Source organism: Nitratireductor alexandrii, assembly GCF_004000215.1.
GTDB lineage: Bacteria > Pseudomonadota > Alphaproteobacteria > Rhizobiales > Rhizobiaceae > Mangrovimarina > Mangrovimarina alexandrii.
On the sequence record NZ_RBVY01000013.1, the window covers coordinates 17872 to 43806 of the forward strand.

The 25935-nt window shown below is 61.2% G+C and carries 31 protein-coding genes and 1 pseudogene; 17 read left to right on the forward strand and 15 right to left on the reverse strand.

Annotation, left to right across the window (positions count from 1 at the left end; translation table 11 throughout):
• Positions 1-7: 7 nt before the first annotated feature.
• Positions 8-1327, forward strand: coding sequence for an MFS transporter (locus EP380_RS21725; protein WP_127600811.1), 1320 nt, complete (start codon positions 8-10; stop codon positions 1325-1327).
• An 83-nt stretch (positions 1328-1410) separates the two neighbouring features.
• On the opposite strand, the gene EP380_RS21730 is transcribed toward EP380_RS21725, so the two are convergent.
• Positions 1411-2622 carry a ZIP family metal transporter gene (locus tag EP380_RS21730; RefSeq protein ID WP_127600813.1) on the reverse strand — a complete coding sequence of 404 codons (1212 nt, stop codon included), beginning with the start codon at positions 2620-2622 and terminating at the stop codon, positions 1411-1413.
• A complete protein-coding gene (locus EP380_RS21735) occupies positions 2619-3749 on the reverse strand; it encodes a multicopper oxidase domain-containing protein (protein WP_127600816.1) in 1131 nt (376 codons plus the stop codon). The genes EP380_RS21730 and EP380_RS21735 overlap by 4 nt, the downstream gene beginning before the upstream one ends.
• Positions 3750-3915: 166 nt before the next feature.
• On the opposite strand from EP380_RS21735, the pseudogene EP380_RS24100 reads away from it, so the two are divergent.
• Positions 3916-4163, forward strand: a pseudogene (locus EP380_RS24100) (TFIIB-type zinc ribbon-containing protein).
• 155 nt (positions 4164-4318) lie between these two features.
• On the opposite strand, the gene EP380_RS21745 reads toward EP380_RS24100, so the two are convergent.
• From EP380_RS21745 to EP380_RS21755, 3 genes are read right to left on the reverse strand one after another with little or no spacing between them, the layout of a single operon-like run.
• Entirely contained in the window at positions 4319-4681 is a 363-nt protein-coding gene (locus EP380_RS21745) for a SpoIIAA family protein (protein WP_127600818.1), read from the reverse strand.
• A complete protein-coding gene (locus EP380_RS21750) occupies positions 4650-5618 on the reverse strand; it encodes a cation diffusion facilitator family transporter (RefSeq protein WP_127600820.1) in 969 nt (322 codons plus the stop codon). The genes EP380_RS21745 and EP380_RS21750 overlap by 32 nt, the downstream gene beginning before the upstream one ends.
• The gene (locus EP380_RS21755; protein WP_127600822.1) at positions 5608-6417 is read right to left on the reverse strand and encodes a ZIP family metal transporter; all 810 of its coding nucleotides are present in this window, start codon (positions 6415-6417) and stop codon (positions 5608-5610) included. The genes EP380_RS21750 and EP380_RS21755 overlap by 11 nt, the downstream gene beginning before the upstream one ends.
• 347 nt (positions 6418-6764) lie before the next feature.
• Here EP380_RS21755 and EP380_RS21760 point away from each other — a divergent pair, with 347 nt between their 5' ends.
• The 8 genes from EP380_RS21760 (at position 6765) to EP380_RS21795 (ending at position 14515) form a co-directional block, all read left to right on the forward strand.
• Positions 6765-7364, forward strand: coding sequence for a transglutaminase-like cysteine peptidase (locus EP380_RS21760; protein WP_127600824.1), 600 nt, complete (start codon positions 6765-6767; stop codon positions 7362-7364).
• A 272-nt stretch (positions 7365-7636) separates the two neighbouring features.
• Entirely contained in the window at positions 7637-8188 is a 552-nt protein-coding gene (locus EP380_RS21765; RefSeq protein ID WP_127600826.1) for a methyltransferase family protein, read from the forward strand.
• 129 nt (positions 8189-8317) lie between these two features.
• Entirely contained in the window at positions 8318-10657 is a 2340-nt protein-coding gene (locus EP380_RS21770; protein ID WP_238719990.1) for a heavy metal translocating P-type ATPase, read from the forward strand.
• A 110-nt stretch (positions 10658-10767) separates the two neighbouring features.
• On the forward strand, positions 10768-11781 hold the full coding sequence (locus tag EP380_RS21775; protein ID WP_127600828.1) for a cell wall hydrolase: 1014 nt from the start codon (positions 10768-10770) through the stop codon (positions 11779-11781).
• Positions 11782-12219: 438 nt separating this feature from the next.
• Positions 12220-12873 (forward strand): cytochrome c oxidase assembly protein, encoded by a 654-nt coding sequence (locus EP380_RS21780; protein ID WP_127600830.1) that lies wholly within the window; start codon positions 12220-12222, stop codon positions 12871-12873.
• Positions 12870-13550 (forward strand): SCO family protein, encoded by a 681-nt coding sequence (locus EP380_RS21785; RefSeq protein WP_127600832.1) that lies wholly within the window; start codon positions 12870-12872, stop codon positions 13548-13550. Before EP380_RS21780 ends, EP380_RS21785 begins: the two co-directional genes overlap by 4 nt.
• The gene (locus EP380_RS21790; RefSeq protein ID WP_127600834.1) at positions 13547-14014 is read left to right on the forward strand and encodes a copper chaperone PCu(A)C; all 468 of its coding nucleotides are present in this window, start codon (positions 13547-13549) and stop codon (positions 14012-14014) included. Before EP380_RS21785 ends, EP380_RS21790 begins: the two co-directional genes overlap by 4 nt.
• A complete protein-coding gene (locus tag EP380_RS21795) occupies positions 14015-14515 on the forward strand; it encodes a copper chaperone PCu(A)C (protein ID WP_127600836.1) in 501 nt (166 codons plus the stop codon).
• Positions 14516-14560: 45 nt separating this feature from the next.
• Here the strand turns inward: EP380_RS21795 and EP380_RS21800 are convergent, their stop codons facing one another.
• From EP380_RS21800 to EP380_RS21820, 5 genes are all read right to left on the reverse strand, one after another.
• Positions 14561-15616, reverse strand: a complete 1056-nt coding sequence (locus EP380_RS21800) for a flavin-containing monooxygenase (RefSeq protein ID WP_127600838.1) — start codon at positions 15614-15616, stop codon at positions 14561-14563.
• Positions 15613-16173: a L,D-transpeptidase gene (locus tag EP380_RS21805; protein ID WP_127600840.1), complete on the reverse strand. Its 561-nt coding sequence runs from the start codon at positions 16171-16173 to the stop codon at positions 15613-15615. Before EP380_RS21805 ends, EP380_RS21800 begins: the two co-directional genes overlap by 4 nt.
• 32 nt (positions 16174-16205) lie before the next feature.
• Positions 16206-17090 (reverse strand): foldase protein PrsA, encoded by an 885-nt coding sequence (locus tag EP380_RS21810; RefSeq protein WP_238719991.1) that lies wholly within the window; start codon positions 17088-17090, stop codon positions 16206-16208.
• An 11-nt stretch (positions 17091-17101) separates the two neighbouring features.
• Positions 17102-17728 (reverse strand): DsbA family protein, encoded by a 627-nt coding sequence (locus EP380_RS21815; RefSeq protein WP_127600841.1) that lies wholly within the window; start codon positions 17726-17728, stop codon positions 17102-17104.
• Between the two features lie 68 nt (positions 17729-17796).
• The gene (locus tag EP380_RS21820) at positions 17797-18525 is read right to left on the reverse strand and encodes a L,D-transpeptidase (RefSeq protein WP_238719992.1); all 729 of its coding nucleotides are present in this window, start codon (positions 18523-18525) and stop codon (positions 17797-17799) included.
• A gap of 620 nt (positions 18526-19145) precedes the next feature.
• Between EP380_RS21820 and EP380_RS21825 the strand changes: the two genes are divergently transcribed.
• Positions 19146-19871, forward strand: coding sequence for a heparan-alpha-glucosaminide N-acetyltransferase (locus EP380_RS21825; RefSeq protein ID WP_127600843.1), 726 nt, complete (start codon positions 19146-19148; stop codon positions 19869-19871).
• A 12-nt stretch (positions 19872-19883) separates the two neighbouring features.
• Here the strand turns inward: EP380_RS21825 and EP380_RS21830 are convergent, their stop codons facing one another.
• A complete protein-coding gene (locus EP380_RS21830; protein WP_127600845.1) occupies positions 19884-20894 on the reverse strand; it encodes a L,D-transpeptidase family protein in 1011 nt (336 codons plus the stop codon).
• A gap of 194 nt (positions 20895-21088) precedes the next feature.
• On the opposite strand from EP380_RS21830, the gene EP380_RS21835 reads away from it, so the two are divergent.
• Positions 21089-21283, forward strand: coding sequence for a hypothetical protein (locus tag EP380_RS21835; protein ID WP_127600847.1), 195 nt, complete (start codon positions 21089-21091; stop codon positions 21281-21283).
• A 63-nt stretch (positions 21284-21346) separates the two neighbouring features.
• Positions 21347-21541 (forward strand): hypothetical protein, encoded by a 195-nt coding sequence (locus EP380_RS21840; protein ID WP_127600849.1) that lies wholly within the window; start codon positions 21347-21349, stop codon positions 21539-21541.
• 1 nt (position 21542) lies between these two features.
• Here EP380_RS21840 and EP380_RS21845 read toward each other — a convergent pair whose 3' ends face one another.
• A complete protein-coding gene (locus EP380_RS21845; protein WP_127600851.1) occupies positions 21543-22133 on the reverse strand; it encodes a transglutaminase-like cysteine peptidase in 591 nt (196 codons plus the stop codon).
• Positions 22134-22345: 212 nt separating this feature from the next.
• A complete protein-coding gene (locus EP380_RS21850) occupies positions 22346-22870 on the reverse strand; it encodes a copper chaperone PCu(A)C (RefSeq protein ID WP_127600853.1) in 525 nt (174 codons plus the stop codon).
• 182 nt (positions 22871-23052) lie between these two features.
• On the opposite strand from EP380_RS21850, the gene EP380_RS21855 reads away from it, so the two are divergent.
• The gene (locus tag EP380_RS21855; RefSeq protein WP_127600855.1) at positions 23053-23466 is read left to right on the forward strand and encodes a MerR family transcriptional regulator; all 414 of its coding nucleotides are present in this window, start codon (positions 23053-23055) and stop codon (positions 23464-23466) included.
• Between the two features lie 65 nt (positions 23467-23531).
• Positions 23532-24044: a hypothetical protein gene (locus EP380_RS21860; RefSeq protein ID WP_127600857.1), complete on the forward strand. Its 513-nt coding sequence runs from the start codon at positions 23532-23534 to the stop codon at positions 24042-24044.
• A 77-nt stretch (positions 24045-24121) separates the two neighbouring features.
• On the opposite strand, the gene EP380_RS21865 is transcribed toward EP380_RS21860, so the two are convergent.
• Both EP380_RS21865 and EP380_RS21870 read right to left on the reverse strand, forming a co-directional pair.
• Entirely contained in the window at positions 24122-24586 is a 465-nt protein-coding gene (locus EP380_RS21865) for a hypothetical protein (RefSeq protein ID WP_127600859.1), read from the reverse strand.
• Positions 24573-24998: a hypothetical protein gene (locus tag EP380_RS21870; RefSeq protein WP_164749955.1), complete on the reverse strand. Its 426-nt coding sequence runs from the start codon at positions 24996-24998 to the stop codon at positions 24573-24575. Before EP380_RS21870 ends, EP380_RS21865 begins: the two co-directional genes overlap by 14 nt.
• Positions 24999-25047: 49 nt before the next feature.
• On the opposite strand from EP380_RS21870, the gene EP380_RS21875 reads away from it, so the two are divergent.
• The gene (locus EP380_RS21875) at positions 25048-25497 is read left to right on the forward strand and encodes a MerR family transcriptional regulator (RefSeq protein ID WP_238719993.1); all 450 of its coding nucleotides are present in this window, start codon (positions 25048-25050) and stop codon (positions 25495-25497) included.
• Positions 25494-25826: a YnfA family protein gene (locus EP380_RS21880; RefSeq protein ID WP_127600863.1), complete on the forward strand. Its 333-nt coding sequence runs from the start codon at positions 25494-25496 to the stop codon at positions 25824-25826. The genes EP380_RS21875 and EP380_RS21880 overlap by 4 nt, the downstream gene beginning before the upstream one ends.
• The last annotated feature ends 109 nt before the right edge of the window (positions 25827-25935 follow it).

A 25935-nucleotide genomic window follows, 5' to 3' on the forward strand; every position in this document is an offset into this window, starting at 1 on the left:
AACGCCGATGCTCGAAATCCTGGCGAACCGCACTTATCGGCATCTCTTCAGCGCACAGGTCATCGCCCTGATCGGCACGGGACTGGCAACCGTTGCGCTTGGGTTGCTGGCATTCGATCTGGCAGGAGCCGATGCCGGGGCGGTCCTCGGTACCGCGCTCGCCATCAAGATGATCGCTTATGTCGGCGTTGCGCCGGTTGCGGCAGCGTTCGCCGAACGCCTTCCCCGGCGCGCCATGCTGGTCAGCCTCGATCTGGTGCGCGCGGCAATCGCGGTGTTATTGCCATTCATCACCGAGGTCTGGCAGGTCTATGTGCTGATCTTCCTGCTGCAATCGGCATCGGCGGCATTCACCCCAACGTTCCAGGCGACGATCCCCGATGTTCTGCCCGACGAGAAGGACTATACACGTGCCTTGTCCCTGTCGCGGCTGGCCTACGATCTTGAAAGCCTGGTGAGTCCGATGCTGGCCGCGCTGCTGCTCACGCTGATGAGCTTTCATACGTTGTTCGCAGGCACCGTCATCGGCTTCCTCGCATCGGCCGCCCTGGTTGTCTCGGTCTTGCTGCCCAGCCCGAAACCGACCACGCCGCGGCCGATATACGAACGAACCACGCGTGGGATGCGCATCTATCTGGCAACACCGCGGTTGCGCGGCCTGCTGGCAATTAACATGGCCGTCGCCGCGGCCGGTGCGATGGTGATCGTCAACACTGTGGTCATTGTACAAGGCGCATTCGGTCTTTCTCAGCAATCGACAGCCTTGGCGCTTGCGGCTTTCGGTGGCGGGTCGATGCTGGCCGCGCTTGCCCTGCCGAAGCTGCTCGAAACCATCTCCGACCGTGTAGCGATGCTCGCTGGCGTCGCGGTCATGATCGCAGGCCTCATTGCGGGAACCGTTGTCCCAGGCTTTGCTGTCCTTCTGCCGCTCTGGTTCGTGATCGGGATCGGCTATTCCACCGCGCAAACGCCTTCCGGCCGATTGCTGCGGCGCTCCTCGCATCCCGAGGATCGACCGGCCCTTTTTGCCGCGCAATTTGCCCTGTCGCATGCCTGTTGGCTTGCTACCTATCCGTTGGCGGGTTGGCTGGGCGCCACAATTGGACTGGTCCCGACATTCCTGGTTCTTGCCGTCATCGCCGCTGCAGCATTGGCGGCGGCGCTGTTTCTCTGGCCGGCGACCGACAAGGAGACGATCCCGCACAGACATCCCGAACTGCCTGCCGATGACCCGCATTGGAAAGAGGGCATACCCAGCGGCGGCCTGCGCCACGCCCATGCTTTCGTCATCGACGATCTGCATCCGCAATGGCCGCGCGAGCCCTGAGCGGGGGATGGGACGATTCATGACGGCATGTCGATCCCGACTGCCACTTTCCCGCTTCCCCGAACACCCGGAATTAGATCAAGTCAGATCTTCACCAGCATGGCCGTGGCGTACATGAACGCCACCCCGAAGGCGGCTCCGGACAGGACAGGCCACGAGGACAGGGCCGCGACGCCACGCCCGTCGGATTTCATGAGATAGGCGGCAACCTCAATGACGACCTGAAGGATGGCGCCCGCCCCAATCGCCAGCGCCAGCGCCGACCATTGCGGCGCATGGGCGAGGCTTCCGATCCAGAGTCCGAGTACCGCCGGGCCGCCGGCAAGCAGCGTCAGCGCCGGAAATATCCACAGAGCGGGTCGCCCCTTTAGCATCGGGGCGGCAATCCCGATCCCCTCGGTGATATTGTGAAGCGTGAAGCCGAGGACCAGGAAGGTACCGAGACCCGCCGCCCCAGACGCGAAGGCCGCGCCAATGGCGAGGCCCTCGCCGAGATTGTGCAGGCCGATGCCGAGGGCGATGAATGTCGCGAGCGCCAGCCCGGCCGGTGTGCCGTCGCGGCGGCCGATCGCCATGAGCAGCAGAAAGCTTGCCGCAGCCGCCAGAACAACCATCGCCTGGCCCTGGAAGATGGCCGCGGCTTCGTCCGCAAGCTCGAATGCCTCCCCTCCGGCGTCTATCATCAGGAAGACCAGCAGGCCCACGGTCATGGCGAGAAGGAAGTTCATGCCGCCGCGCCCGATGCCGCGCAGCGCCGGATAGAACATAAGCCCGATCGCAACGGGAACGATGCCGACAAAGGCGCCCAGGAGCGCCTGATTGACGAGGCTTCCCGTGGTGGGCACCGGCGTCGGCACGGCGACCGGGATTTCGTGCTCGAAGGTTGCACCGGTACTGGTGATGATCTTCACCGCGTGCGCTTCACCCTGAACCCAGGGATAGGGCAGATGGATCCAGGCGGTCTCCCCGCGCGCGAGTGGTCCTGACGGATCCTGGGAAAACTCCCAATAGGCATCGTCGACAAGGACCTGGGCGATGGTCATCGGTTCCGAGCCGCCGGCGCGGACGAGTACGTCGATGCCGCCCGACGACAGGACCGTTCGCTCGAATGTCAGGTTCTCCACGGGGGGCGCACCGTTGTCGAAACTTCTCAACGGGTCGGCCGCGACAAGCCATGCAACCGCAAGCGCTAGCACGGCGAGCGGCAAAACGAGCCAGACGAGGGGTGCGCGGGAGCGCGGCGCTTCTTCGGCCGGAGTCGATCCTGCTTCGGTGACGGGGTGCGCTTCATTCATGCCACGGCCTCCTGAACATCGAAGAAGCTCATCCAGCCGAGCTCGGCAAACTCCGACTGGTGCGCATGGAACATATAGAGCCCCGGCTCGTGGTCCTTGAAGGAGAACTCGAGAATGCCGCGCTGGGCCTGGCACTGCATGACCGTATCGACCGTTCGAAGCGTCGGCGTCAGCGTCGTACCGTGATCGTAGTAGTCAAAGAAATTCGCATGAAGGTGGAGGGAATTGATCGGATCGAATTCGACGGCGTTCACGAGGTAGACCCGCACCGGCTTGTCGCGCCGTATCGGGATCGGCCGCTTCATGTAGGTATGCGCGACCGTGTTGACGGCATAGACCTCATTCTCGTCGTCGAAATTGGTGTCGAAGGCGTTCATCACCATCGCCAGTTCCTGCCACTCCGCATTCTCCGGCGTGCCGAGCAGGCGAGACCGGGCGACATCGGCGTGTTCCGGGTGAAGCGCGGGGTCGGGGTCAATGACGAAGAGCCCGTAGAGCCCCTTGTGGATGTGCCGTTTCAGCGGCAGCGCATGGCAATGATAGAGGTGGCAGCCGAAGGGTACGGCGTCGAACTCGTAGACGAACTCCTCGCCCGGCGCGATCACGCCGGCGCCGGGAATGCCGTCCATGCGCGCGGAATGGATATTGTGACAGTGGATCGAATGTGGGTGAGAGCCGAAGTTACGAAAGACGATCTTCAGCCTCTCGCCTTCTGTGGCGCGCAGCGCCGGCCCCGGTACCCGGCCGTTATAGGTCCATGCCGGGAACATGACGCCGGGGGCGATCTCGATCTCCTTGTCGACGGCATCGATCTCGAAGGTGCGCAGAACCCGCCCGCCGGGCAGGCGCGAGACGGTGCCGGTCTCCCAGTCAGTCAGCATCTTCATGGTGTCGAAGCCGTTGCGCTCCTCATCGACCTCGCCGACGGTCATCATCGCGCCGTGGCTCGAGCCGTGACCGGCTGAGCCCAATCCGTCGTGCCCCGAGCCGCTGGAACGCTCCGCTGGGGCGGGCTGCTGCGCGGCGCCGGTGGCAGCTACGGCCGATCCCCCAGCCGCCAGGATACCAGCGCCCAGCATGCCGCGCCTGCTCAATTTTACCCTGAACCAATCGGTGATCTCGCCCATCTTTCATTCCTGCAAATGCAAACGATTTGCAATTTAGCATCGCAGTTGTCCCAGTGCAAGCGCGGGTCACGGCCCGGAAGAGACCCTGGTTGAATCGGGAGATCGAGAAGTTATTTCGGAACGGAATTGACCTCAGAGCGGAAGCGAGAACAGGAGATGCGAGCGCATGCAATGTCCCGTTGACAATGAAACACTCGTCATGCCCGAACGCAGCGGTGTCGAGATCGATTATTGCCCGAAGTGCCGCGGCGTGTGGCTGGACCGTGGCGAGTTGGACAAGATCATGGAGCGATCGGCGACATAGTCGGCTCCTTTACCAAGCCGAGAGGCGCCCCGCCGCAAGGTCACGGGCACGGCGGCAAGCCGTATCGCAAGAAGAAGGAATCGTTCCTGAGCGAGTTGTTCGACTTCTGACGATCATGCCGACGCGGTTCTCGCTGCCGCGAGCAGCCAGTCGATCCGCAGGTGCGCTGGTAACGACAGACAGCCGGACAAGGGTGATCAGCAGAACAAGGAGCACCCAGATCGGCCGCGACCGCCCGGCTAGTGCCTGCCGACAACAGAATGGATCAGCCTCTGCGAGCCCACTCGGCAGCCGCTTCCTTTTCGCCGGGCCCGAACCAGCGCATCTCAGAACGCGTCAGAAGCCCGGCCAGCGACGTTCCCCATTCCATCCATTTGCTGTCGCCGACGACGGCGATACGGCGAAAGTCGTTGCGGTGGGTCGTGTCCATCTTCATGTCCTCGCGCAGCGCGGCGAGCCCCTCGTAACCTTCGAATCCTGTGAGATCGACGACAAGGCCAGGCTCGGCTTCCGCCTGCAGCCGCTCGTGCAGCAGCGCGTGCATCCGTTTCAGGTCGTCTTCGGTCAGCTTGCCTTCGCAGGCAATCCCCACGACGTCATCCTGCGCTGTCAGCGTTTCGGTGAACATGGTCGTTCTCCTTTCCCACCGCCCCGTCATGTCCATAGAGATCGGCGTCACTGTGTGCGGAATCGACGTGCTCGAACTCCAGGCTGGAATGGGTGATGCCGAAGCCGTTCTTCAAGCGCTCCTTGATGTCGGCCTTGACAGATTCAATGCGCTTCCAGCCATTCGCTGCCAGGACCACGTGGCAGTCAAGCGCCGCCTCGTGCTCCTGCATCTGCCAGAGATGCACGTGATGAACGTCTCGGACCCCGGCGACGTTTCGCATCGAGTCGATCACGGCGTCGCTGTCGATATCCGGCGGGCTCCCCAGCATCAGCGTCCGGATTGGGCCACTGATTTCGGTGAAGGCAAGATACAAGATGTAGAGCGCGATACCGATCGTGATCGCGGGGTCAACCCAGCGCATGTCGTAAAGGATAATGAGGGAGCCGCCGATAATCACGGCGACCGATGCAAGCGCGTCCGACAGGTTGTGCAGGAAGAGCGCGCGTATGTTCACGCTGCCTTTCTGCATCGAGTAGGTGAGGAGGGCCGTCAGCGTATCTACTGCGAGGGCGATGCTGCCGAAGATCACCACGGTCCAACCCTGGACCTCAGGAGGATCGATCATCCGCATGCCGCCCTCATAGATCAGGTAGAAGCCGACGAGTATGAGCGTGGTATAGTTGATCAGGGCGGCGACAATCTCGATGCGGCCATAGCCGAATGTCATGCGTTTGTCGGCCGGGCGGCGCGCAATCTTGCGTGCCGCGAAGGCAATGACGAGCGAGGCCATGTCCGAGAAGTTGTGCAGCGCGTCGGCGATCAGCGCGAGACTGCCAGCCAGGATGCCGCCGACGATCTGCGCGACGGTCAGGAGGCCATTCGCCCAAATGGCGACGGAGACCCGCCGGTCCCCCGATTTCGGATCTATGTGGGCGTGGCCGTGATCATGAGGCATAGATCATCTGATCCTTCAACGTGGAAATTCCTGCGGTGCCTCCCCCTGGCGAACCGTCTTTGCCGAGGAGGGAGCTGAGTCCGGCGGACACGAGCGCGAAAAGCGCAAAGCCGCAGACGAAGGCGAGCGTAGAGCTTCGCGTATCTCCCGCGGCCTCATGCGCTTCCTCCAGCATATCCTCCACAGCGGCGACCGTCAGCAGGCCGGCGACGAAGCTCAGGGCGACGTACTTGGCGGCGTCGGGCGCGTTCCGCAGAAGGAACCAGGCAATCAGGGCCGCCCCTATGCAATAGAGGGGGAAGGAGAGCGAGACGAGAATTCGCCGGCCCCGGGACACCTTCTTCTCCCTCAAATTCGCTACCACCGAATAGCCTTCGGGAAAATCCGCCAGCACCTGCCCGGCCGCTAGGACGATGGCGAGCGACGTCGCGACCGCCGAGCCCGATCCAATCATCAACCCGTCCCCCGAAAGGTCGACAGCGACTGCGACATAGATCATCCACATTGGGCTGCCGCCGCGGCCGCCTCCCGACGTCACCCGCTCGATTAATGTCTCGGCTCCAACATAGGCCGCGCCTCCTGCGGCGAAGGAGACTGCGATCCACCAGCCGGCAAGATTGTCGAGCGCCTCGGGCATCAGTTCGATGGCGACGACGCCGATGACGATGCCAGAGGCCGCGTGCAGCGCGAGGTTGAGGAGACGCGGCGTCGTGCGGACGAACTCTGCCACCATTCCCCCGGCTAAGTTGCCCAGCCCCGGAAGCAGAGCGAGACCTATGACCAGCCACAGATTGTTCACTCTCGCTCCTTTGACATGACATTTCCATATTTGTTGGAGGCATCACGTGAAGCCGACGCCGCCAAAGCTTGCCTAGCCCATCCAACGCCGAGCGCAATATTGCTTTTCCCCAAGCCAAATTCTCTGCGCAGGTATTTTCGCGGAATACCGCGAGGCGAATTGCCTTTGCGATGCAGTGAGTGGATGCACATGGACCCTTGCGAGCGCCAATCAGCCGGAGATGCGGGCAATCCTGCCGCTGCACCGGCGAGGCAGATTGCATCCCGAACTGTGGCCCATCTGCAATGGTCAGCCGCCCGTTGCGTTGTTAACGTATTGGTAACGAATCGGGCGAAGGGGTGGAAACGATGCCGAGCAAGAGATTGCTGGGAATCCTCGCTACATTGTTGGGTATAGCCTCTTCGGGGGCGGCGTCGGCGCATCCGAGCCAAATGGTGACTGGAGGCCAGACCTCGCAGCCGATCGGACACTATGAACTGTGCAAGCGCATGCCGAAGGAGTGCTCGGTACGATCGAATGACGTCAGTCCTATAGCGTGGAGCAATGATTTTCGGCGACGCCTCGCCAGTCTATCAGAGTCGATCAATAAGGCGATCAAGCCGATGTATGACACCGACATCTACGGCAAGGACGAATTCTGGACCTATCCGACCGACAGGGGTGATTGCGAGGACTATGCGCTCCAAAAGCGCCGCGTCCTGATGAATGAGGGCGTTTCGCCCGCAAACCTACTGCTCACGGTTCTCAAGAAATCCAACGGAGAGGGGCATGCCGTCCTCACCGTCAGAACGGAAGTCGGCGACTACATCCTCGACAATCTTACCGATGACATTCTCCCCTGGGACGAGACCGGCTACCTGTTTTTGAAGAGGCAGGCGACCTATCACACTGGACGGTGGGTGAGCATCCGCGACGGCGATGCACCGCTGGTGGGCGCACTGCATTGATCCGCCGCTGCATCCCCGGCCGCACCCTGGTGGCGGGGATTGGCGCGAGATTGTCCGACCAAACGCGTGGGACGCCCGAAGCTGTTGCTCGTTGCCATGTACTCATTGGCAGCGACGGCAGTTCTTAGCTTTCCACTGAAAGTCAGCCGTGCCATACAGCCCTTGAACCTCTAGCCTCTATAGGGACTACACCCTCCGCCAATGCACAAGGCTGCATTTGTGCTGGCTTCCAGCGTAGGGAACGCCCCTGCGCCATTTGCGGGGTGTCCGAAATGCTCACCATTACCTTCTTCATCACCGTCACATCCGCAGCGCTTCTGGTTGCGCTGCTGTTCTGGTCCATCGCGAAACCGGCCCAGCGTGTGTGGCCGCCTCCCTCCGGGCAGGCGGGATGGCAGTTCTGGCTGGTGTGGGTGCTGATCGGCCTGTTGATCATCGGAACGCTTTACATCGGTATCGTCGACTACGGCAGTCTAGGACTGGCTGCATTGCACTGGCGCGTTGCCGGCGGCGTGTTGCTGGTTCTGGGCAATGGGTTGGCCTGGTGGGGTGTCGTCGTCCTCGGTGCAAGGCCGACCACCGGACTGGCCGGCGAACTCGTGACTGGCGGCCCCTACCGGTTCACACGCAATCCCCAATACATCGGCGACATCCTCATCATCGCCGGCTTTGTGCTTGCGGCTAATTCCTTGCTCGCATTGTGGCCGGCGCTTTTGGCGATGATCAGCGCATTCATCGCGCCGTTTGCCGAGGAACCCTGGCTTGAAGCGCGGCTTGGCAACGCCTACTCCGACTATAAGCGGCGCGTTCGACGCTTCATCTGAGACCGCTTGAAAACTTCGCATCGGGTCTTGAACCTACAGTTGCTAGAGGTCCTATCTTGGAAGGACCAATCAGAGTCGACCGCGGAACGGTGAAACGCAACCTCAGCCGACGCGGGACAGGAGACAACGATGCTCACCGAAAAAGAACACAATCACGAAAGCCCTCAAGGGCACGAGCGTAGGCATTCTCACGACGGCCAAGCGTGCTGCGCTACCGACATGCCTGAGGCCTCGATGGATGCCAATGGGCGCAGCTTTCAGGTCAGCGGTCTCGACTGTGCCGAGGAAGTGGCGATCCTGAACCGCGTTGTCGGACCGGTGGTCGGCGGTGCCGAGCATTTGGCCTTCGACGTGATCAACGGTCGGATGACGGTGCTGGAGACGGCAAATCCCGCCTCCGACGATAAGATCATAAAGGCGGTTGCGGGAACCGGGATGGGCGCGCGACCTTGGAACGCCGACAATGCCGAGGCCGACCGCGCCGTGCACCTAAGAAAACAGGCGCGGTTCACCGCGGTCAGTGGCGGCTTCTGGGCGGCAGGGTTCCTGTATCACATTGTGGAGACCGGGCTGGGCGGTGCGCTGGGGCTGTTCGCGGGCCACGGCGAGGCGGCGATGCCGCTGGTCGAAGCAGGTCTGTTCGGCCTCGCTATCGTATTCGGCGTCTGGCTGGTGGCGTCCAAGGCATGGTCCTCGGCGCGGCGTCTGTCGCCGGACATGAACCTGTTGATGGTCATTGCCGTTGCCGGCGCCGTCGGCCTGGGCGAATATTTCGAGGCCGCGACTGTCGCTTTCTTCTTCGCGCTGTCGCTCTATCTCGAAAGCTGGAGCGTGGGGCGCGCGCGCAATGCCGTCGCGGCGCTTCTCGACCTTGCGCCGGCCACGGCGCGGGTGATCCGCAGCGACGGCACCGAGGCGGACGTGCCCGCGGCCGAGGTTGTCGTGGGTGACCGATTCGTAGTGCGCGGCGGCGACCGCATCCCGCTCGACGGCGAGGTGACGGATGGGGCGGGTGCGGTCGATCAGGCTCCGATCACGGGCGAGAGCGCGCTGGTCCCAAAGGAGGCGGGCGACGAGGTCTATGCCGGCACCATCAACGGCGAGGGCACGCTGACGGTGCGCGCTACCAAACCCGCATCGGACAGCACCCTGGCAAAAATCATCCGCATGGTCGGCGACGCGCATTCGCGCCGGGCGCCGGTGGAGCAGTGGGTGTCGAAATTCGCTCGCATCTATACCCCGATAGTGATGGTGGCCGCCGTCGCCATCGCGCTGCTGCCGCCGCTCCTTATGGGTGCGGCGTGGAGCTTCTGGATCTACAATGCGCTCGTGCTGCTGGTCATCGCCTGCCCGTGCGCGCTGGTGATCTCGACGCCGGTCTCCATCGTGGCGGCGCTCACTGCCTCGGCACGGGCGGGCGTGTTGATCAAGGGCGGCGCCTACGTCGAGGCGCCGGGACGCACCACGGCGCTGGCGCTCGACAAGACCGGCACGATCACCGAAGGCAAGCCCGAAGTGGCCGCCGTGCATCCGCTGGGCGGCACGTCGGAAGCCGACCTGGTGGCCGTTGCCGCGTCGCTCGAGGCCAGGTCGTCGCATCCGCTCGCGCAGGCGATCCTCGCCCATGCAGGCAAGGACGTGACCGCCGCCGAGGATACCCGCACCGTGCCAGGCCGTGGCATCGAAGGCCGATTCGACGGCCGCACCGTCTGGCTCGGGTCTGACAGGTTCGCCGCCGAAAAGAGTTTTGGCGCCGCAATCCCCGTCGACCTGCGCGACCGCATCGAAGGGGCGGGCGCAACCATGGTCGCCGTCGGCGACGACTCCGGCGTTCTGGGCCTGCTGGAACTGCGTGATCGGATCCGGCCGGATGCACGCGGAATCGTTGCACAGCTGCACAAACAGGGCGTGAAGAAGATCGTCATGCTTACCGGCGACAACGACCGCACCGCCCGCGCCGTCGCCGCCGAGGTTGACATCGACGAGGTTCGCGCCGAACTGCTGCCCGAGGACAAGGTCGCCGCCATTACGGAGCTGGTGACGACCCACGACATGGTCGCCATGATCGGCGACGGGGTGAATGACGCCCCGGCCATGGCCCGCGCCCACTACGGCATTGCTATGGGCGCGGTGGGCTCGGACGCGGCGATCGAGACGGCGGATATCGCGCTGATGACTGACGACATCGGAAAAGTGCCATGGCTAATCGGCCATTCGCGGCGCACCATGTCCATCATCCACCAAAACATCGGTGTCTCGCTGGCGACCAAGGCCGTCTTTGTCGGCCTGACCGCCTTCGGCATGGCCTCGATGTGGGGCGCGATCGCGGCGGATGTCGGCGTGTCGCTGCTCGTGGTGGCAAATGCGCTACGTCTGCTGCGGCCTAGCGCGGAGACGATGTTCACGAGGGAACGTCTGGAGGGCGCCGTCGATTCCATGGTCGTCGGCCAGATCACGCACGGCCACTAGGAGCGGCGGCGGCCAATAAATTGCCTATCCTGCGACGAAAGGGAACTTTGATTTAACGGCTCATTAAGGTTAACGACCCAGGCTGCTCGGGAGGGAAGCGGAAGGATAGCATGCAGGGGCGCAGCCGAAAACGATGCTTTGGAGCGAGAAACCTCACCAAAGCCGTTTTCGCCGTGATCTGGCTCGTCGTTGGTATGGCGGGCACAGATCCTGCGGTAAATCCAGTAGGGCGCGCTCCTCACATCGTGACGAACGAATTCGTCTTCGAGGACCAGTCGAACCATGCTCGGCATGTTTCCGACGAGCCGCACGTGGTACGAGGCGACAAGCAGGACAGGGTATCTGCTGGAGCAGGTAAGCGCCAATTGGCCGAAGTTGCATTGGGCCTTCGCTTAGGATTGCGTCCCCAGGCGGTCAACGCGCAGCGTCTCGCACCGTTTGATGTGGGCGACGCGAAGCGACCCACGAAGCGAATGCTTTTTCACAGCGCCGAAATGGATCGGCTTGCAGGCGTCCCGGCAAAGCTGGCCGATCTGGTCACCAATGATGGCGCGGATATCCTAGCGACAGCTTACGCGCCAACGGATCCCTTCCACGACCCTTCATCCCCCTTTGATGCTCTACTCGGAACCAAGCGGAAAGGACGGTTCGTTCCTCCTGTTGTTGAGGGGGACCACGTGTGGATGAAGGACCCTTTACCGCCTAAGGTCTTCTCTTCTGAAGAACAGAAGTGCCTGTCGACAGCCATTTATTTCGAGGCCCGGGGGGAGAGCCTGAAAGGGCAGGCAGCAGTAGCCCAAGTGATCCTGAACAGGGTGCGCAACCCCACATATCCCAATGAAGTGTGCAATGTCGTCTATCAAAACGCTGACTGGTATAAACGATGCCAATTTTCGTTCGCTTGTGACGGCCTTCCCGAGCGCATCGTCAACCGCCGTGCCTATCGGACCGCCCGCGAAGTGGCTATGGCCGTGACCGGGGGAAAGATCTTCCTGCGGGAAGTTGGCTCATCGACACATTACAATGCGACCTACGTCAATCCCGAATGGGCTGATGGGATGGAAGAGATGACGCAAATCGGTAGCCACATCTTTTACCGGACATACAACGGCGGGTGGAGCTGAGCGCTAGCCGTCCATAGCGGTCAGGCTCATGGAGATCGGTCCAGGATCACGTCCTGCAAGTCTGGTGGATCGCCTCCTCGGCTATTCCGTAGTGCTCCAAATTATCCAATCTGCTTTTCAATCCCGAATCCGGCAGAGCAACAGAGCAACCGGACCTGAGCGGGTCTTGCTCAGGAATCATATGAGGACAGCGGGAGTGCCGGCCGAACTCGCCGCACGACGCGAAGCATTCGTTAAAGGTCTGACGAGGTGAAACGGTCGCACAGCGGATGCTTGAACCTAAAGCCGCTAGAGGTTGTACGATCCTCTTCGGATCCGTAGCGTCAAGGAGGGGACCTGCAGCTCTGCTGCGTCAAAGCGGCGCGCGTGGTGGTGTCGCGTTGAACGAAATGCTGGAGCGCGAGACGATTGCAAGAGAATGATTATTGAGTTGGACCGATGACCACTTTACGCGGCAAGAATATACGCGTGCTCACCCTCAGTGTAACGCTATTGGGGGCCATGACCGGCTTGGTGGCCTACTCGCCCACGCTTTACCAGATGTTCTGCGACCTGACCGGCTACGGCGGAACGGTACAGCGCGCTGTTGCGAAGCAGCCGTCCGCCACAACCACAGACGAAACGGTCAAAGTTCATTTCGACGCCAATGTTGCGCCAGGCCTGCCTTGGGAGTTTCGCCCCGAGCAACGAAGCGTCGAAACCCGCTTCGGGGAGCCGACAAGGGTTTACTACTACGCTGAGAACAAGTCCGACGAAACGATCGTCGCGCGCGCCACGTTCAATGTCACCCCGTACCCAACGGCGCCATACTTCTTCAAGATTGAGTGCTTCTGCTTCACGGAAGAAAAACTCGGGCCGGGCGAGAGCGCGAGAATGCCGCTCGTCCTCTACCTCGACGAGCAGATGCTGAAGGACAAGAACGCGAAAATGTTCCGCGAGGTCACGCTTTCCTACACCTTCTTCAGGCAAAAGGATTTATCGAGCGAGGAAATCGACGCTGCTCGCGATCTGAAGGCTGGCTCGAAAGCAACCGATGCAAGGCTGGATGGCGCCCGCTCGGTGGAATTCGAGAACGACGCGCCAAGACGATGAGCAGCAGGGGTTTGAGAGTCCTTTCGGGTTTTCTGGCCGCTGTCGCTTTGGTGCTGGCGGTTGCCCTCGGTGCTGCATACGTAATGCGCGGGCCGTCGCCAGGCTTGATGGCCAGCCAGCCGAAGCAGGACACATTTGCAGAGCCGGGCTCAGTCCCCATAGGCGGACAGTTTTCCCTCGTCGATCACACGGGCAAGACCGTCACCAACGACGACTTCGCCGGAAAGCTACGCCTCGTCTTTTTCGGCTTCACGAACTGTCCCGACATATGTCCGACTACGTTGGCCGAAATCGCGCGAACTATCGAACTGTTGAAGGACGATGCCGATGCCGTGGCATATCTTTTCGTAAGCCTCGATCCGGATCGCGACACGCCGGAGGTCATGGCTGAGTATGTGAAGGCATTCGACAGGCGCATCACCGGTCTAACCGGGACGGTTGATCAGGTCGACGCCATGGCGGGCACATATCGGGTGGCGTATGAGAAGGTCGGAATGGACGGCGAAGCCTATCAGGGCAGTGGCGATTACCTCGTGAGCCATCAAGGCAACACATATCTGATGTCGAGATCCGGCGATTATCTCACGCATTTCAGCTACGGCACCGCTCCGGAGGAGATGGCCGAGACGATCCGCGAGGCCATTGCCAGATTCGGCGGTGCGGGTGGGGAGACATGACCGTGCGCGCGCATCCTATCGGCTTGCTGAGCTTGTTTGTGCTCGCGTTCGCGATTCCGGCGTGGGGACAGGATGGAGCTGCCATCTTCGTCCAGCAGCCGTGGGCGCGCGCCTCCATCCTGGCCTCGCGACCTGCGGCGGCCTACTTGACCATCCTGAACAAGGATGATCGCCCCGCCACTCTCGTTGCGCTGGAGACTCCCGTCGCAGGCCGCGCGGAGGTTCACCGCACGGTCAAGCAAGGCGATGTCATGAAGATGGTGCCGGCCGGACCAATCGAGGTGCCTGCCGGTGGGAGCGTTCGCATGGAGCCGGGCGGGTATCATGTCATGCTCATGGATCTGGAGCGGCCGATTGAGAAGGGAGAAACACTCAAGCTCACGCTGCGTTTTGCGAACGCATCTCCAATCGCGGTTTCCGTGCCGGTTTTGGGGCCAGGCGCCAGAGGACCGGAGGACGATTAGATGACGGCGATGGAGTTTTGGCACGCGGTCGCCCGCAGTGGCGGAGCGCGGTTCAAAAAGGCGGTCCCGGCGCTAGCGGCGGGCCTCGTCTTTGTGCTCCAGCAGACGCCGTCTCAAACACTGGCGCACAGTTACAAGCTCGACGATATCGCGGTCGGTCATGTCTGGGCATCCCCACCCGAGGAGGGTGCCGGGGGTATCGCGGTGTACGGCCCGATCCTCAATCGTGGCGACAAGAGCGCGCGGCTCGTCGGAGCCTCGAGCCCACTGGCTGAGGATGTTGGCTTTCGCATTTCAAAGGACGGTGAGGTAAACTGGCTCGAATTCATCGAGTTGCGTCCAAACAAGCCCGTGTCACTTGCCGCGTGGCGAGAACACATCTGGTTGTCCGGAATGCGCGACTCCGTCGAGCAAGGCGACAGCTTCGAGGTGATCCTGGATTTCGGGGATGAAGGTAAGCTGCCGGTCAAAGTTATCGTTGAAGATGAGGGTGGACATTAGCGCGAGTTTTTCACGCATATCCGCGGTCGACGGGAAATCTGGCTACTATATCCGTTCGGAAATCAGTTTCACGATGGCACCAGCATCGCGACCGGCGCCCATGATGAGGGCCGAGGCGCGATTGCGCTGCCATGGTCTGCCGACGAAGAACAAGTTCGGGACCGGCGAAACGCCGTTCGTGTGGGCGAAAGAGCCGTCCGGGTTCTTGGCGGCCGAAATCTGCACCCAATCGCTATCATCGCGGTAGCCTACGGCCCAGATGACGGAGCCAATTTCAGCTTCGCCGCCGTCAGCGAATTTCGCGCGCGTTCCCGCAGCTTCCGTGAGACGGGGCTTCAGTCGAACGCCCTTGCGTGCGAGGCTGTCGAGGCTGCGGTCGCGATCGGGAAACGGATCGGTCCGCCGCATCAGCCGCCCGACAGCCGAGCCCGCAGGCGCACGCATGAGCCCAGACCAATGGAGCCACCACCAGATGCTCTTTCCCAATAGGCGTTCCGGGAACAGCTTGCGCGGCCTCCCTACCGCAAGCAAGGTCGGGCGACTGGGGACAAGCTCGGCGGCAATGTCCCGACCGCTTGCGCCGTCACCAACGATCAGGGCCACCCCCTCGGGCACTGAGGCCGGATCGCGATAGGTGTCGGCAGCCAATTGCGTCACCGCAGTCCCGAAGCCAGCGGCGATTTTCGGGACGAGAGGAATCTGAAATCCGCCCGTCGCGATGACGACATACGTGGCTGCCAGAACCTCGCCACTCTCCAAAGTGGCCTCGAATTCCCCGCCACCCGACCGCTGCAGCCTGACGACGCGTGAATTCAGCCGCAACGGCAGATTGAACAGACGCGCATACGCTTCAAGGTAGTCGGCGAACTCGTCGCGAGTCGGATAAAGTTCGCGGTTGCCTGGAATAGTCGCTCCCGGCAGCGCGCTGAACTGGCGCGGCGTGAACAGCGTCAGCGACGTATATCTCCTGCGCCAGCTGTCTCCGACGCGGTCGTTGCCGTCGACGATAACGAACGGAATGCCTGCCCTGCGCAAGTGGTAGCCAGCAGCGAGCCCGGCCTGACCGGCACCTACAACCAGCACGAAAGGAGGCTTTGTCAATCGACAACAACCTTTGCTCCAACCGGGACGCGCTCGAACAGGTCTTCGACATGTTCGTTCAGCATTCGGAAGCACCCGTTGGACACGGCTTTACCGATCGACGACGGTTCGGTGGTGCCGTGGATGCGGTACAAAGTGTCCTGGCCGTCGCGATAGAGGTACAGCGCGCGTGAACCGAGCGGATTGTTCGGGCCGCCCGGTACACCATCCGCATATCGCGCATATTTTCCGGGATTGCGTCTGATCATGTTGTCGGTCGGACGCCAACTGGGCCACTTCGCCTTGCGGCCGATTTCGGCAGTGCCGGAAAAGGCGAGACCCGCCCGGCCGACCCCTATCCCGTAGCGTCGAGCGATATTCTTCGACTCGATCAGATAGAGGAAGCGGTTCGCCGTATCGACGACGATCGTGCCGACAGGATATTCCCGTGCGAAATCGACCTCTTGTGGCAGGAATTGAGGGGCAAGCGCAGTCCCTGTTTCCGGATGGGCCGCCGCGCCCTGCACGGCGGCGAACAGCGCGAAAGAGGTGAGCAGGAATTGCCTTCGATTGAGCATGATGTCCCCCCGGAACCGCCAATGAAATGTGGTTAGTGGTCGTGACCGTCGTCCGCGGCTGGCGGCGTCACGTCTGGCACCAGCTTTTCGACTTCGGCTTCTGCCCGAAGCTCCCCAATGATGCGCTGCTGCTCCGCCGCCTGAAGCGATTGACGAATCTGAGGTGCGACGGTTTCGAACTCCGGCGCCGGCTGCTGCCGCCTCTCTTCCGCCTTCAGCACATGGTAGCCGAAGGAACTGCGGACCGGCTCGGCGGTGTATTCATCGACCTGCAGTTTCGCGGCGGCGGCGTCGATCTCCGGAAGCGACTGGCCGGCCGCGACGAAACCCAGATCACCCCCTTTAGGCTTCGAGACCGTGTCCTTGGAACGTTCGCGCGCGAGAACGGCGAAGTCCTCGCCGGCGTTCAGCGCCTCGATGACCGCGGCCGCAGCCTCTTTGGTATCCAGCAGGATGTGCCGAATCCGGGTTTCCTCAACGCGGGGCATGCGCGCGACTTGCGCCTCGTAGGCGGTCCTCACCGCCTCTTCCGTTACAGACGCGGAGATCTGCTCGCTGATGAAAACGGAACGCAGCGTTTGCTGCTCCAGGAACGCCATTCTGCGCTTGAAGGACTCGTCGCCGGCAATTCCCCGATCTCGCGCCTCGTTTGCGACGATGCGCAGGTCTATCAGTGCATCGACGAGAACCGAGCGCCTTGCATCATCGGGCATGGAGCCCAGTTGCTGCGCGTACATCTCTTCGGCAACTGCCAGCTCCGACGCTGTGATGTCTTGGCCGTCGACACGCGCCACAATCTCCTCCTGCTGAGCAAGGACGGCGGGGCTGGCCGTCATGGCCGCAGCGAATACGATTGTTGCAGCAATGATGCCGCGCGATGCGGAGCCGAATCCGGAAATGATCGTCATCTCATGCATTTGTCCGCTCCTTATTCGGCAACCAAGAGAGGGTCGATGATTTCGCTGAATCGCTCGAGGCTGAGCACGCCCTTGAACATTTCGCCGTTGACGAAGAAGGTCGGTGTCGAGTCGACGCCGTACGACTTGCCCGTGTCAGCGATGGCCGTGATCTTGTCCAGCAGGTCTTGATCCTGGAGACAGGCTTCAACCTGCTCACCCTCCATGCCCGTCATGCCCATGATCGACTTCAGAGCCGAGGTCGCGTCGGAAACCCGGGCCCAGCGGTCCTGCGAGCGATAGAGCAGGTCGAGCGTCGGGTACCATTTGTCCTCGCCGGCGCACCGTGCCAGCATGAAACCGGCCGAGGCGCGCGGGTCGAACGGGAACTCGCGTATGATGAAGCGGACCTTGCCCGTGTCGACGTACTTGACCTTGAAGTCGGGCCAGACCGTCATATGGAAATTGCGGCAATGACCGCAGGTCAGCGACGCGTATTCAATGACGGTCACGGGTGCGCCCGCATCTCCGAAACTTTTCTCGGGAAGCGGACCGGGTGCCAGCAACTGCTGCTGCGTGGGCTGAGCGAACAGCGGAAGCGGATTAATGCCGGCGACAGCAAATACGGACGCACCTGCAAGAAAATGACGGCGTTTCATGACATCTCCATAACTGCGATCCCGATTTGTAAAACCTCCAGCAGCTAGAGGGGCAAGCGCGTTTCTCTCTAGACAATGGAACGGGCGCCATGGCGAACGATGATGGGCGAGGGGGTGGGCACGCGCTTGTACAAATCTATGATGTCCTGGTTCATAAGGCGCACGCAGCCACTCGAAACCGCCTTTCCGATCGTCCAGTATTCGGGCGTGCCGTGGACTCGGTAGAGGGTGTCCTCGCCGTCCTGGAAAATATACAAGGCGCGTGCGCCGAGCGGATTGAGGAGGCTCGGTGCCATTCCCCCATTCTCAGCGCTGTATTTCTCCAGTTCCGGCTGTCGCGCTATCATCTCGGCTGGCGGCGTCCATGACGGCCATTTCTGCTTCCATTGGATCACGCCGCGTCCCGACCATTCGAACCCGGCACGACCCAGGCCGACGCCATAGCGCATGGCCTTGCCTCGGGGCTGGACCAGATAAAGAAAAAAGCGTCGCGTATCGACAACGATCGTCCCCGGCCGTTCGCCGGTGGGGTCATCGACGAGTTGGCGGTAAAATCGCTTGTTGACCTTCGAGATATCCACCGCGGGTATCGGAAACCTCTCGTTCGGCATCGCCGCATACATTGAAACATAGGACCGGTCCGGCTGTGGCTCCGGCTCGGCCGTGTTCTCGCCGTTCGTTGTCGTACAGCCTGAAACGACGAATGCACCTGCGGTACTTGTTATGCCGGCGAGGAAGGCGCGGCGCTTCGGGTCGAAGTGGATGTCTTTGCTGCTTTTCACGATTTTTCTGCTCACGATGCACTGCGGCTTGCCGCAAGCGGGAACTGTTATCCCGGATGATGACCAGCCTGCGGCGCTCCGGATGGGCCGCGAGACGGGACGTTCGTGTGATCTGGGCAAGAAGGCCTCGCCCGCGGCGATCGCGTTTATTGCGGCGGCGGGAGGGAAACCTCGAAGGGAACGGGCGCGGGAGAGGGTGATCCGGCGAGTGCGCGCAGGCTGCTGACCGCGCGAGATAGGGGCTCAAGAGCTTGTACCAACCACACACAATGATCCGGACATGTCGAAAGCCGCGGGAGGGCTGCATCCGGCGCAACATTCCGTTGCTGCTGCCAATTTCCGGCGTTGCCTGCCGCGTCGCAATTTTCGGAGACCAACGTCGCATTCCGGCTCGGTTCGCCCGCTTCTATAGTCGACCCCGCGGCAATGACCGGTGCGGCGGCCACGTGCATGAGCACGAACAACAGGAACGCTATAGTGGAAAGCATCCGGAACATGCCTCCATTTAATGCACCGGGATGGTTAAGCAAAGCCAAATCAATGTGAGATTGGGTGATCGAACGGGAAATATGGGGTTGAACCTCCAGCGGGATGAGCTCTTACACGAACCTGAAATACAGACCGGAGATCACTCCTTGGCAGGGACGCAACGCCTCATTGCTGTCGACATCGTTCGTGGCCTCGCGATTGCGGGCGTGGTCCTGTTCCATCTCGTCTGGGATTTTGAGTTCACCGGCATCATCTCAGGTGTCGCGCAGCATCCCGCTTGGCTGATGTTCGGTCGCAGTCTGGCCGGCACCTTCATGATCCTCGTCGGCGTCAGCCTCGTTCTTGCACATCGAACGCAGATCAGATGGTCGCCATTCATGCGGCGTCTGAGTATCATCGCCCTCGCAGCGGCGGCCGTCACCGTAGTGACGTACCTCGTGTTCCCGGCCAGCTTCGTCTATTTCGGCATCCTTCATGCAATCGCAGCAGCGACGCTGATAGGGGCCCTGTTCATTCGCGCTCCCGCGTCACTATGTTTGGCGGCCGGGACTGCAATTTTTGCGCTTCCGTTTTTCTACGAGTCGACAGCTTTCGACACCAGACTGACGGCCTGGATCGGCTTTTTTACCCAGCCCCCGCCGAGCAATGATTTCGTGCCGATATTCCCATGGGTCGGCCTCACGCTTTTTGGCATGGCGGCGACGAAATGGCTGCTGACCTTTGATCTGGAACGATATCTGTCGAGATCGGCGCCGCAGGGTCAGACAGCACGATTCCTGGCGTGGTGCGGGCGCACAAGCCTCGTGATCTATCTCGTGCACCAGCCCGTTCTGTTGGCTGTCATCGTACCGGTTTCCAGGCTACTGACCTGAACCGGGGAACGTCTATTCTTCGTTTGGGGCGTGAGGATCGGCAAGAGCGGCATCGGGACGGCTGATCGGTACCGCGTCCACAGAAACCCGCTCGGCAAGCGCCTTGTCGCCAAGGCGCCCCAGCAGCTCGCGGAATTTCGGGTGCATTCCTCCGTCCGAATAGGCGTGCGCCCGCACAGCCGAGCCTTCCTCGACGATCCGGTTCATTTCCCGCAGATCCGATTGCGAGCGCGCCGCGACGACGGGATTTGGCATGGAGATGGCCGGTGGACATGCCGCGAGGGGATCCCTCGGCTCGCCACCTTCAAACTCGGTGTTGAACGCGTAGCGGCCTGCGCAGTAGGAGACGCGAGGCTGCAGGCGCGTAACTTCGAAAATATCGTAACCCCTCTTGAGGTTCATCCAGTAATCGAAACTCGGATGGTTTCGGTTCTTCGCCATGTTTTCAGGTGTCATGCGGAACGGAAAAGCCTGAACCTGGAACGCCGTCTGGCCGCCCTTCAGCGCTTCGCGCGCCACCGCGTAAATCTCGGCCACGCCCTCGTCCGTCATTGCGAAGCAGCCGGACGACGAGCATGCCCCGTGCACCATCAGCGCTTCCCCGGTATGGCCGAGTGCGGATTCGAGCCTGTTGGGATATCCGAGATTGAAGGAAAGGTAGTATTGCGAGTTCGGGTTAAGCATGCCGGCGCTGACATGATAGAAGCCTTCGGGTGCCTGCCGGTCGCCCTCGCGCGTCTTCGGCCCAAGCTTTCCCGACCAGCGGCACATAGGATAGGTCTTGAGGAGCGCGAACTTGCCGCTTTTGTCGCGCTTCCAGATCTCCAGCTCGCTCTCCTGCTTGAAGATCCGAATCAGGATCGGCGCTGACCGCGACATTGATTTGCGATTCATTTCCGCGACAAGCGCAGCCGGAACCGGCTGGACTGACCTCCCGTCCACGTCGAGCACCGTTGAAACGCACGCGGACGTTGCTAGGCCCATGAGCGAAACCAGCGCGAATGCTATGATCAATCGAACCATAATCTAGAACCTGATCCACGGCGATGCATTCCAAGCTGGTGAATCGGTCAGACACTCGCCAATCATGATTAATGGCGCGTTTACGTGACTCATCCAAGGGGCGGCAAACCGCCGCAGCACTGCGAACCGAATGCCCTCTTCACCGCCGCATCCGGTCTCCTTAACACAGGTCGCACAAAGGGAGATACATCACAGTGACTGAAGCACCCGAACGTCTCACTATTCGCGAGAGTGCTGCCCTTGCAAGCAGTCGCCGGTCCCGCAACGTCGTGGTCATGCTGGCGCTGGTTGCATTCGTGGCAGCCGCTTTCGCGTTTAGCTTTTGGCACATGGAAGCGGAACTTAGCGCGAGCAATGCAGGGTCGCCGGAAGCGATCACCGACCAGTGAATGGCGCGGGAGCGCGATGAACCTTAGTAGTTGACGGTGTGAATCCAAATCGTCGGAGCGACCATGATCGCACGCATCGCCACCTTTCTGGTTGCCGGCGTGGCCGTCTACCCTGTCCTGGCGACCGTATTCTGGGCTTACTGCCTGCTCGGAGGACACAACGTCATGGAAATGGTCTATGGAAACGCCGCAACCTATGTGCTTTCCGTAGCTGCGGCGTTCGAATTCGCGTGGCTCAGACCGATCGGATCGGACTGAGTCAGCTGGAGGCGAGACTGACCCACCTGTTTGGATCGTCTGGCGACTGCCGCTTGAGATAGTACAGTTCGGCGTCCTTCCACAGAAGTACCCGCGGCTCAACGTTGTCGAGGACGAAGTCGCCGTGATCGGTCACCACTGTAAGGACTGCGTGGCCGCCGCCGTCGGCATCCCGGCCAACGGTCATCAGCAGCGCCCCCAGCGGCACGCCCTTCTCGTTCAAAATTCGCCGTTTCTCCAGCGCAAAATCTTCGCAATCGCCGACCTGGTCCGGATAGTCCCAGCGTTCCTCGACGCCGAAAATCTCCCTGTCCGTCAGAGGCTCCACGGTGGTGTTCACCTCGTTATTGACCTCGATGATTGTTTTCCAGAGTTCCCGTGTCAGCTCGACCTTGGATCTCTCCGGCTGACGGGCGCAGCGCTCACGGTAGCGCTGGCAGTACTCGTAGTAACCGATCGGAATTGACGTGTTGCCGAAAGTTTCCATGTTCTTCGCCAGCGCCGACTGCGATGGATTGAGATGCAGTGCGTTGGCTCCAGCCGAAGCGCACGAGACGGCGAGCGCGACCGCGCCCAGAACAAGTCGATGCATTGTGACACTCTCCCCAAATTTGCGGGAGAGACGTTAGCTGTTGGAGCTGAAAATCACGCGAAAACAAAGAGTTATAGTTTAATTGAATGAAAATCAAAGCCCGGCTGTTATCTAAGTCCGTCGTTAACCACGGGTAAGTGCCCTCGAATTCCGTCTATTCGGACTAGCAGCATTGGTCGCCCGTCAAACTGTCCCTTTAGGTGACCTTTGGTTCAAAGACGACCGCTACCTTGGACGCCATCCCCGTTGCCATGGTGATGATCTGTCACAGACGTGCCGGCAGCCAGAAGTGTGGCGGTTGCCGCAATACGTTTTCCGCTATCGAAAACCAGCGTCAACTCGACAGCATCTCCGGACGAGAGCGCTTCTTTCGGCTGGGTGAGCAATAGATGCACGCCGCCGGGTCGCATTAAAAGCTCCGCGTTACCGGGAATGGGTAATATACCTTCCACCCGGCGCTTTCTCGCGATACCGTCGTCTTGCTCCATCTTGTAGATGGCGACGGACTCGAAAGCAGGGCTTTCAACAGACACGAGGTTTGCCTGCAAGCGTTTCCCGTTCCAGACAACCAAATAGCCCGCTGCGCTCGCCCGTCCGATAGTTGGCAAGACGATCTCTGCGTGCTCGACCGAGAGCTCGTCGGATGCAGCCTTATGCGATGGCGCTCCTTCGGTAGCGTGTGCCGACGCGATCGGTATCAGGAGCCCAAAGACGAGTGTTGGCAAGAGACGTATCATGACAGCTCTCCCTCTATGTAATTGGGGTAATCATGTGACCTCAAGCTGCTGGAGGGTCAAGGTTCATCACGAACTCTGCGGCTTGATAAACGCGTAATCTGTTGCGGCAAATGTTCCCATTGCGGGGTGCCTGCTATACCTCTAGGTTCTATAGAAATCATGGAATTGCTGTGAGATCTGTCATGTTGACGATTGGAGACCTGTCCCGGCGCACCGGCGTCAAGATACCGACCATACGTTATTACGAGCAGATGGGGCTTCTGGCTCCACCCGAGCGCTCGGAAGGGAACCAGCGCCGATACACTCCAGAGGAACGCGACCGCCTTGCATTCATCAAGCATGCCCGCGATCTCGGGCTGAAGATCGAGGCAATACGCGAGCTGATTGAACTCAGCGGACACCCGAACCGGCAGTGCGTCGATGCGGACCGGATAGCAGCGGAGCAGTTGCAGGCGGTGCGCGACAAGATCAACAGGCTTCGCCGATTGGAACGCGAACTAGCGCGAATCGCTACCGGCTGCGAAGGCGAGCAGATCAAGGACTGCTACGTGTTCCGCGCGCTCGCCAGCCATGATCTATGCGACGACGAGCACTAGCTTGGTTGTTGTCTCCTTCACGGGGGTTCGCCGGCTAGGCCGCAGCAAGGGTACAAGTGGCGGCCATGTCCGAACGAAGCTTCCGAACTGGCGAACTTCTTGTGATGCTGTGTCTGGCAACGCCCGGTGCCTTCGCTGCACCGGGACCCTTCGGTGTCTATCTGTGGTATCCCGGACCTGGCGTTCCCACGGACGCAGATTGTCGCGACCTGGTGGCCGAGGTCAAACCTTCCATTGCCAAGGCGGAGGATTGGCTGTGGGGGAGAGTTCCGAACTTCGAGACGGACGAGCTCGAACTGTATCTCATCGTTACGCCAACTCGGATCGAGACGACCTATTCCGCCGAAGGTGATTACGATCGCGGGAGTGTGACCTGGACAGACAGCGAAGGAGGGGCATACCGGTTCACGCTCGTTCCGGATGAGCATCCCGAAACGAAAATAGCGGGAACGATCGTTTCGCCGCCGTCCACTCAGGTTACAACGCTGACCCTCAATGGCATTCCGGCGGATCGGGGTACAGTCGTCGAACGAATGACCTACTATTGCCGTTTTCCGGCGAGCGGACCGGCAATTTGAGCCGGCACGCTGGGTGGTCAGGCAACTTGAGTGACGGGGAGGCGGGTCCGACCCATGTCGGCTCACGACTTATATTGTCACGTTCCGCGGGCGCCACGAGCATCTTTTCCCGGCAGATACATGTCCAGCCCCCAAAGCAGCAATCCGAAGAGCAAGTGAGGCACGAAGGACGCGACGATCAGTTTCGGGCTGATGGACAGGCCGGCAAGGCCCCATCCGACGATAGGGAAGAACACCACCAGGATCACGATCCAAAGTAAGGCGGCGAGACCCAACGCGGCCCAGACATCTCGTCGCGGAAGATACCGTACAAAGATCACCGACCAGAAGGTCACGTATACGGTGTGAAACAGCAGCCCGATCGGCAGGGGCAAGGTCCGTCCGAGCGCGGTCTCCGCAAAAGCTAGCGAGGGCGGCTTCGGGAACGGCGATACACCGGCGGCTGTCAGTGCGAGCATCACCGCGGCGGTGAGAGCGGAAACGAGGATGCCGATCCCGATAGCTCTCAGCCAGGACCGTCCGGCGTGTTCAGTTGCAGCCATGATCGAGTCTCCTTGTGTCACGCGTTGCCGTGCAACCGCAACCGGCGTTGCCGGTTTCGCTCGGCAGGAATGGTTCAAAGACCGCGTCCAGCGCGTCGGCGGCGCTCTCGGGCGCCGCGATGGCGAGTGTCACGCTGTCATCCCCCACTTGGAGCTCGAATCCGAGAAAGGCGCAGCATTGCTGCTCCCGCCGTACCATCTCGCGCACCTGATCAGCATGGTCGCGTCGGTAGGTCAGGATCAATCGCAAGCCTTCGCGTTGCGCGTCCAGCAACGCCGCTCGGTTGAGGTCAGCAATCCATGCGAGACGCTCCCTGAACGCGCCGCTCTCCAGCGAGCAGGCTATTGGAGCCTCCGCCGAAATGTCGGTATTTTCCATGACGATCCCTTTCAATTCACATTCGCCATCCATAACCTAGTCCTTCAAGTGACTTTAAGTTCAACCCTTTGGGATCATCCCGATGACATTCAGAATTGGCGACCTTGCCCGCTGCACCCGCACCAATCCGCCCACCATCCGCTATTACGAGGAGATCGGCCTGTTGCCGCCGGCCGACCGGCGTGATGGCGGCCAGCGGTGCTACGGGGAAGAGGATCGCCGTCGCCTGACCTTCATCCGTCAATGCCGCGAGTTCGGCTTCCCGATCGACCAGGTCCGCTCGCTAGTGGCGCTCACGCAGGACAGCGACCGCTCCTGCATGGAAGCGCGCGCCATCGCTGTCGACCATCTGGGCGCGGTGCGGGACAAGATCGCGGAATTGAGGAAGCTGCAGAGCAATCTCGCGGATTTCGTGCGCCGCTGCGACGCCGCCTGCGCCGGCGGCCCCGGACCTGATTGCACCATCCTTCACGACATGGCCGAACCTGTCGCCGGTGCCTCGCGGTCGCCGGGGCGGGAGCAACGCCAGTGAGCAAGACCGCCGTCGTCTATGCAGCCGCCGCCTTCTTCGAGATCGCCGGGTGTTTCAGCCTCTGGCTGTGGCTGCGCGAGGGAAAGACCGCATTGTGGATAGCGCCCGGTGCGATATCGCTCCTGTTGTTCGGCTGGCTGTTGACGCTGGTCGACACAAGCGCTGCCGGTCGAGCTTACGCCGCCTATGGCGGTGTCTATATCTGCGCGTCGCTTCTCTGGCTATGGACGATCGAAGGAGTGCGACCTGACCGATGGGATACGTTAGGCGCCGCCATCTGTCTGGTCGGCGCAACAGTAATCCTGTTCGGACCGCGAACGGCTTCCTGAACTCGACGGCTCTTGCATCTCAAGCTGCTTGAAGGTTCAGAATCGCACTTTGCCCGGAATTCCAGGACCATTCGGAGATGCAGCGCAGAGGAAGAGAGACGCAGCGGTT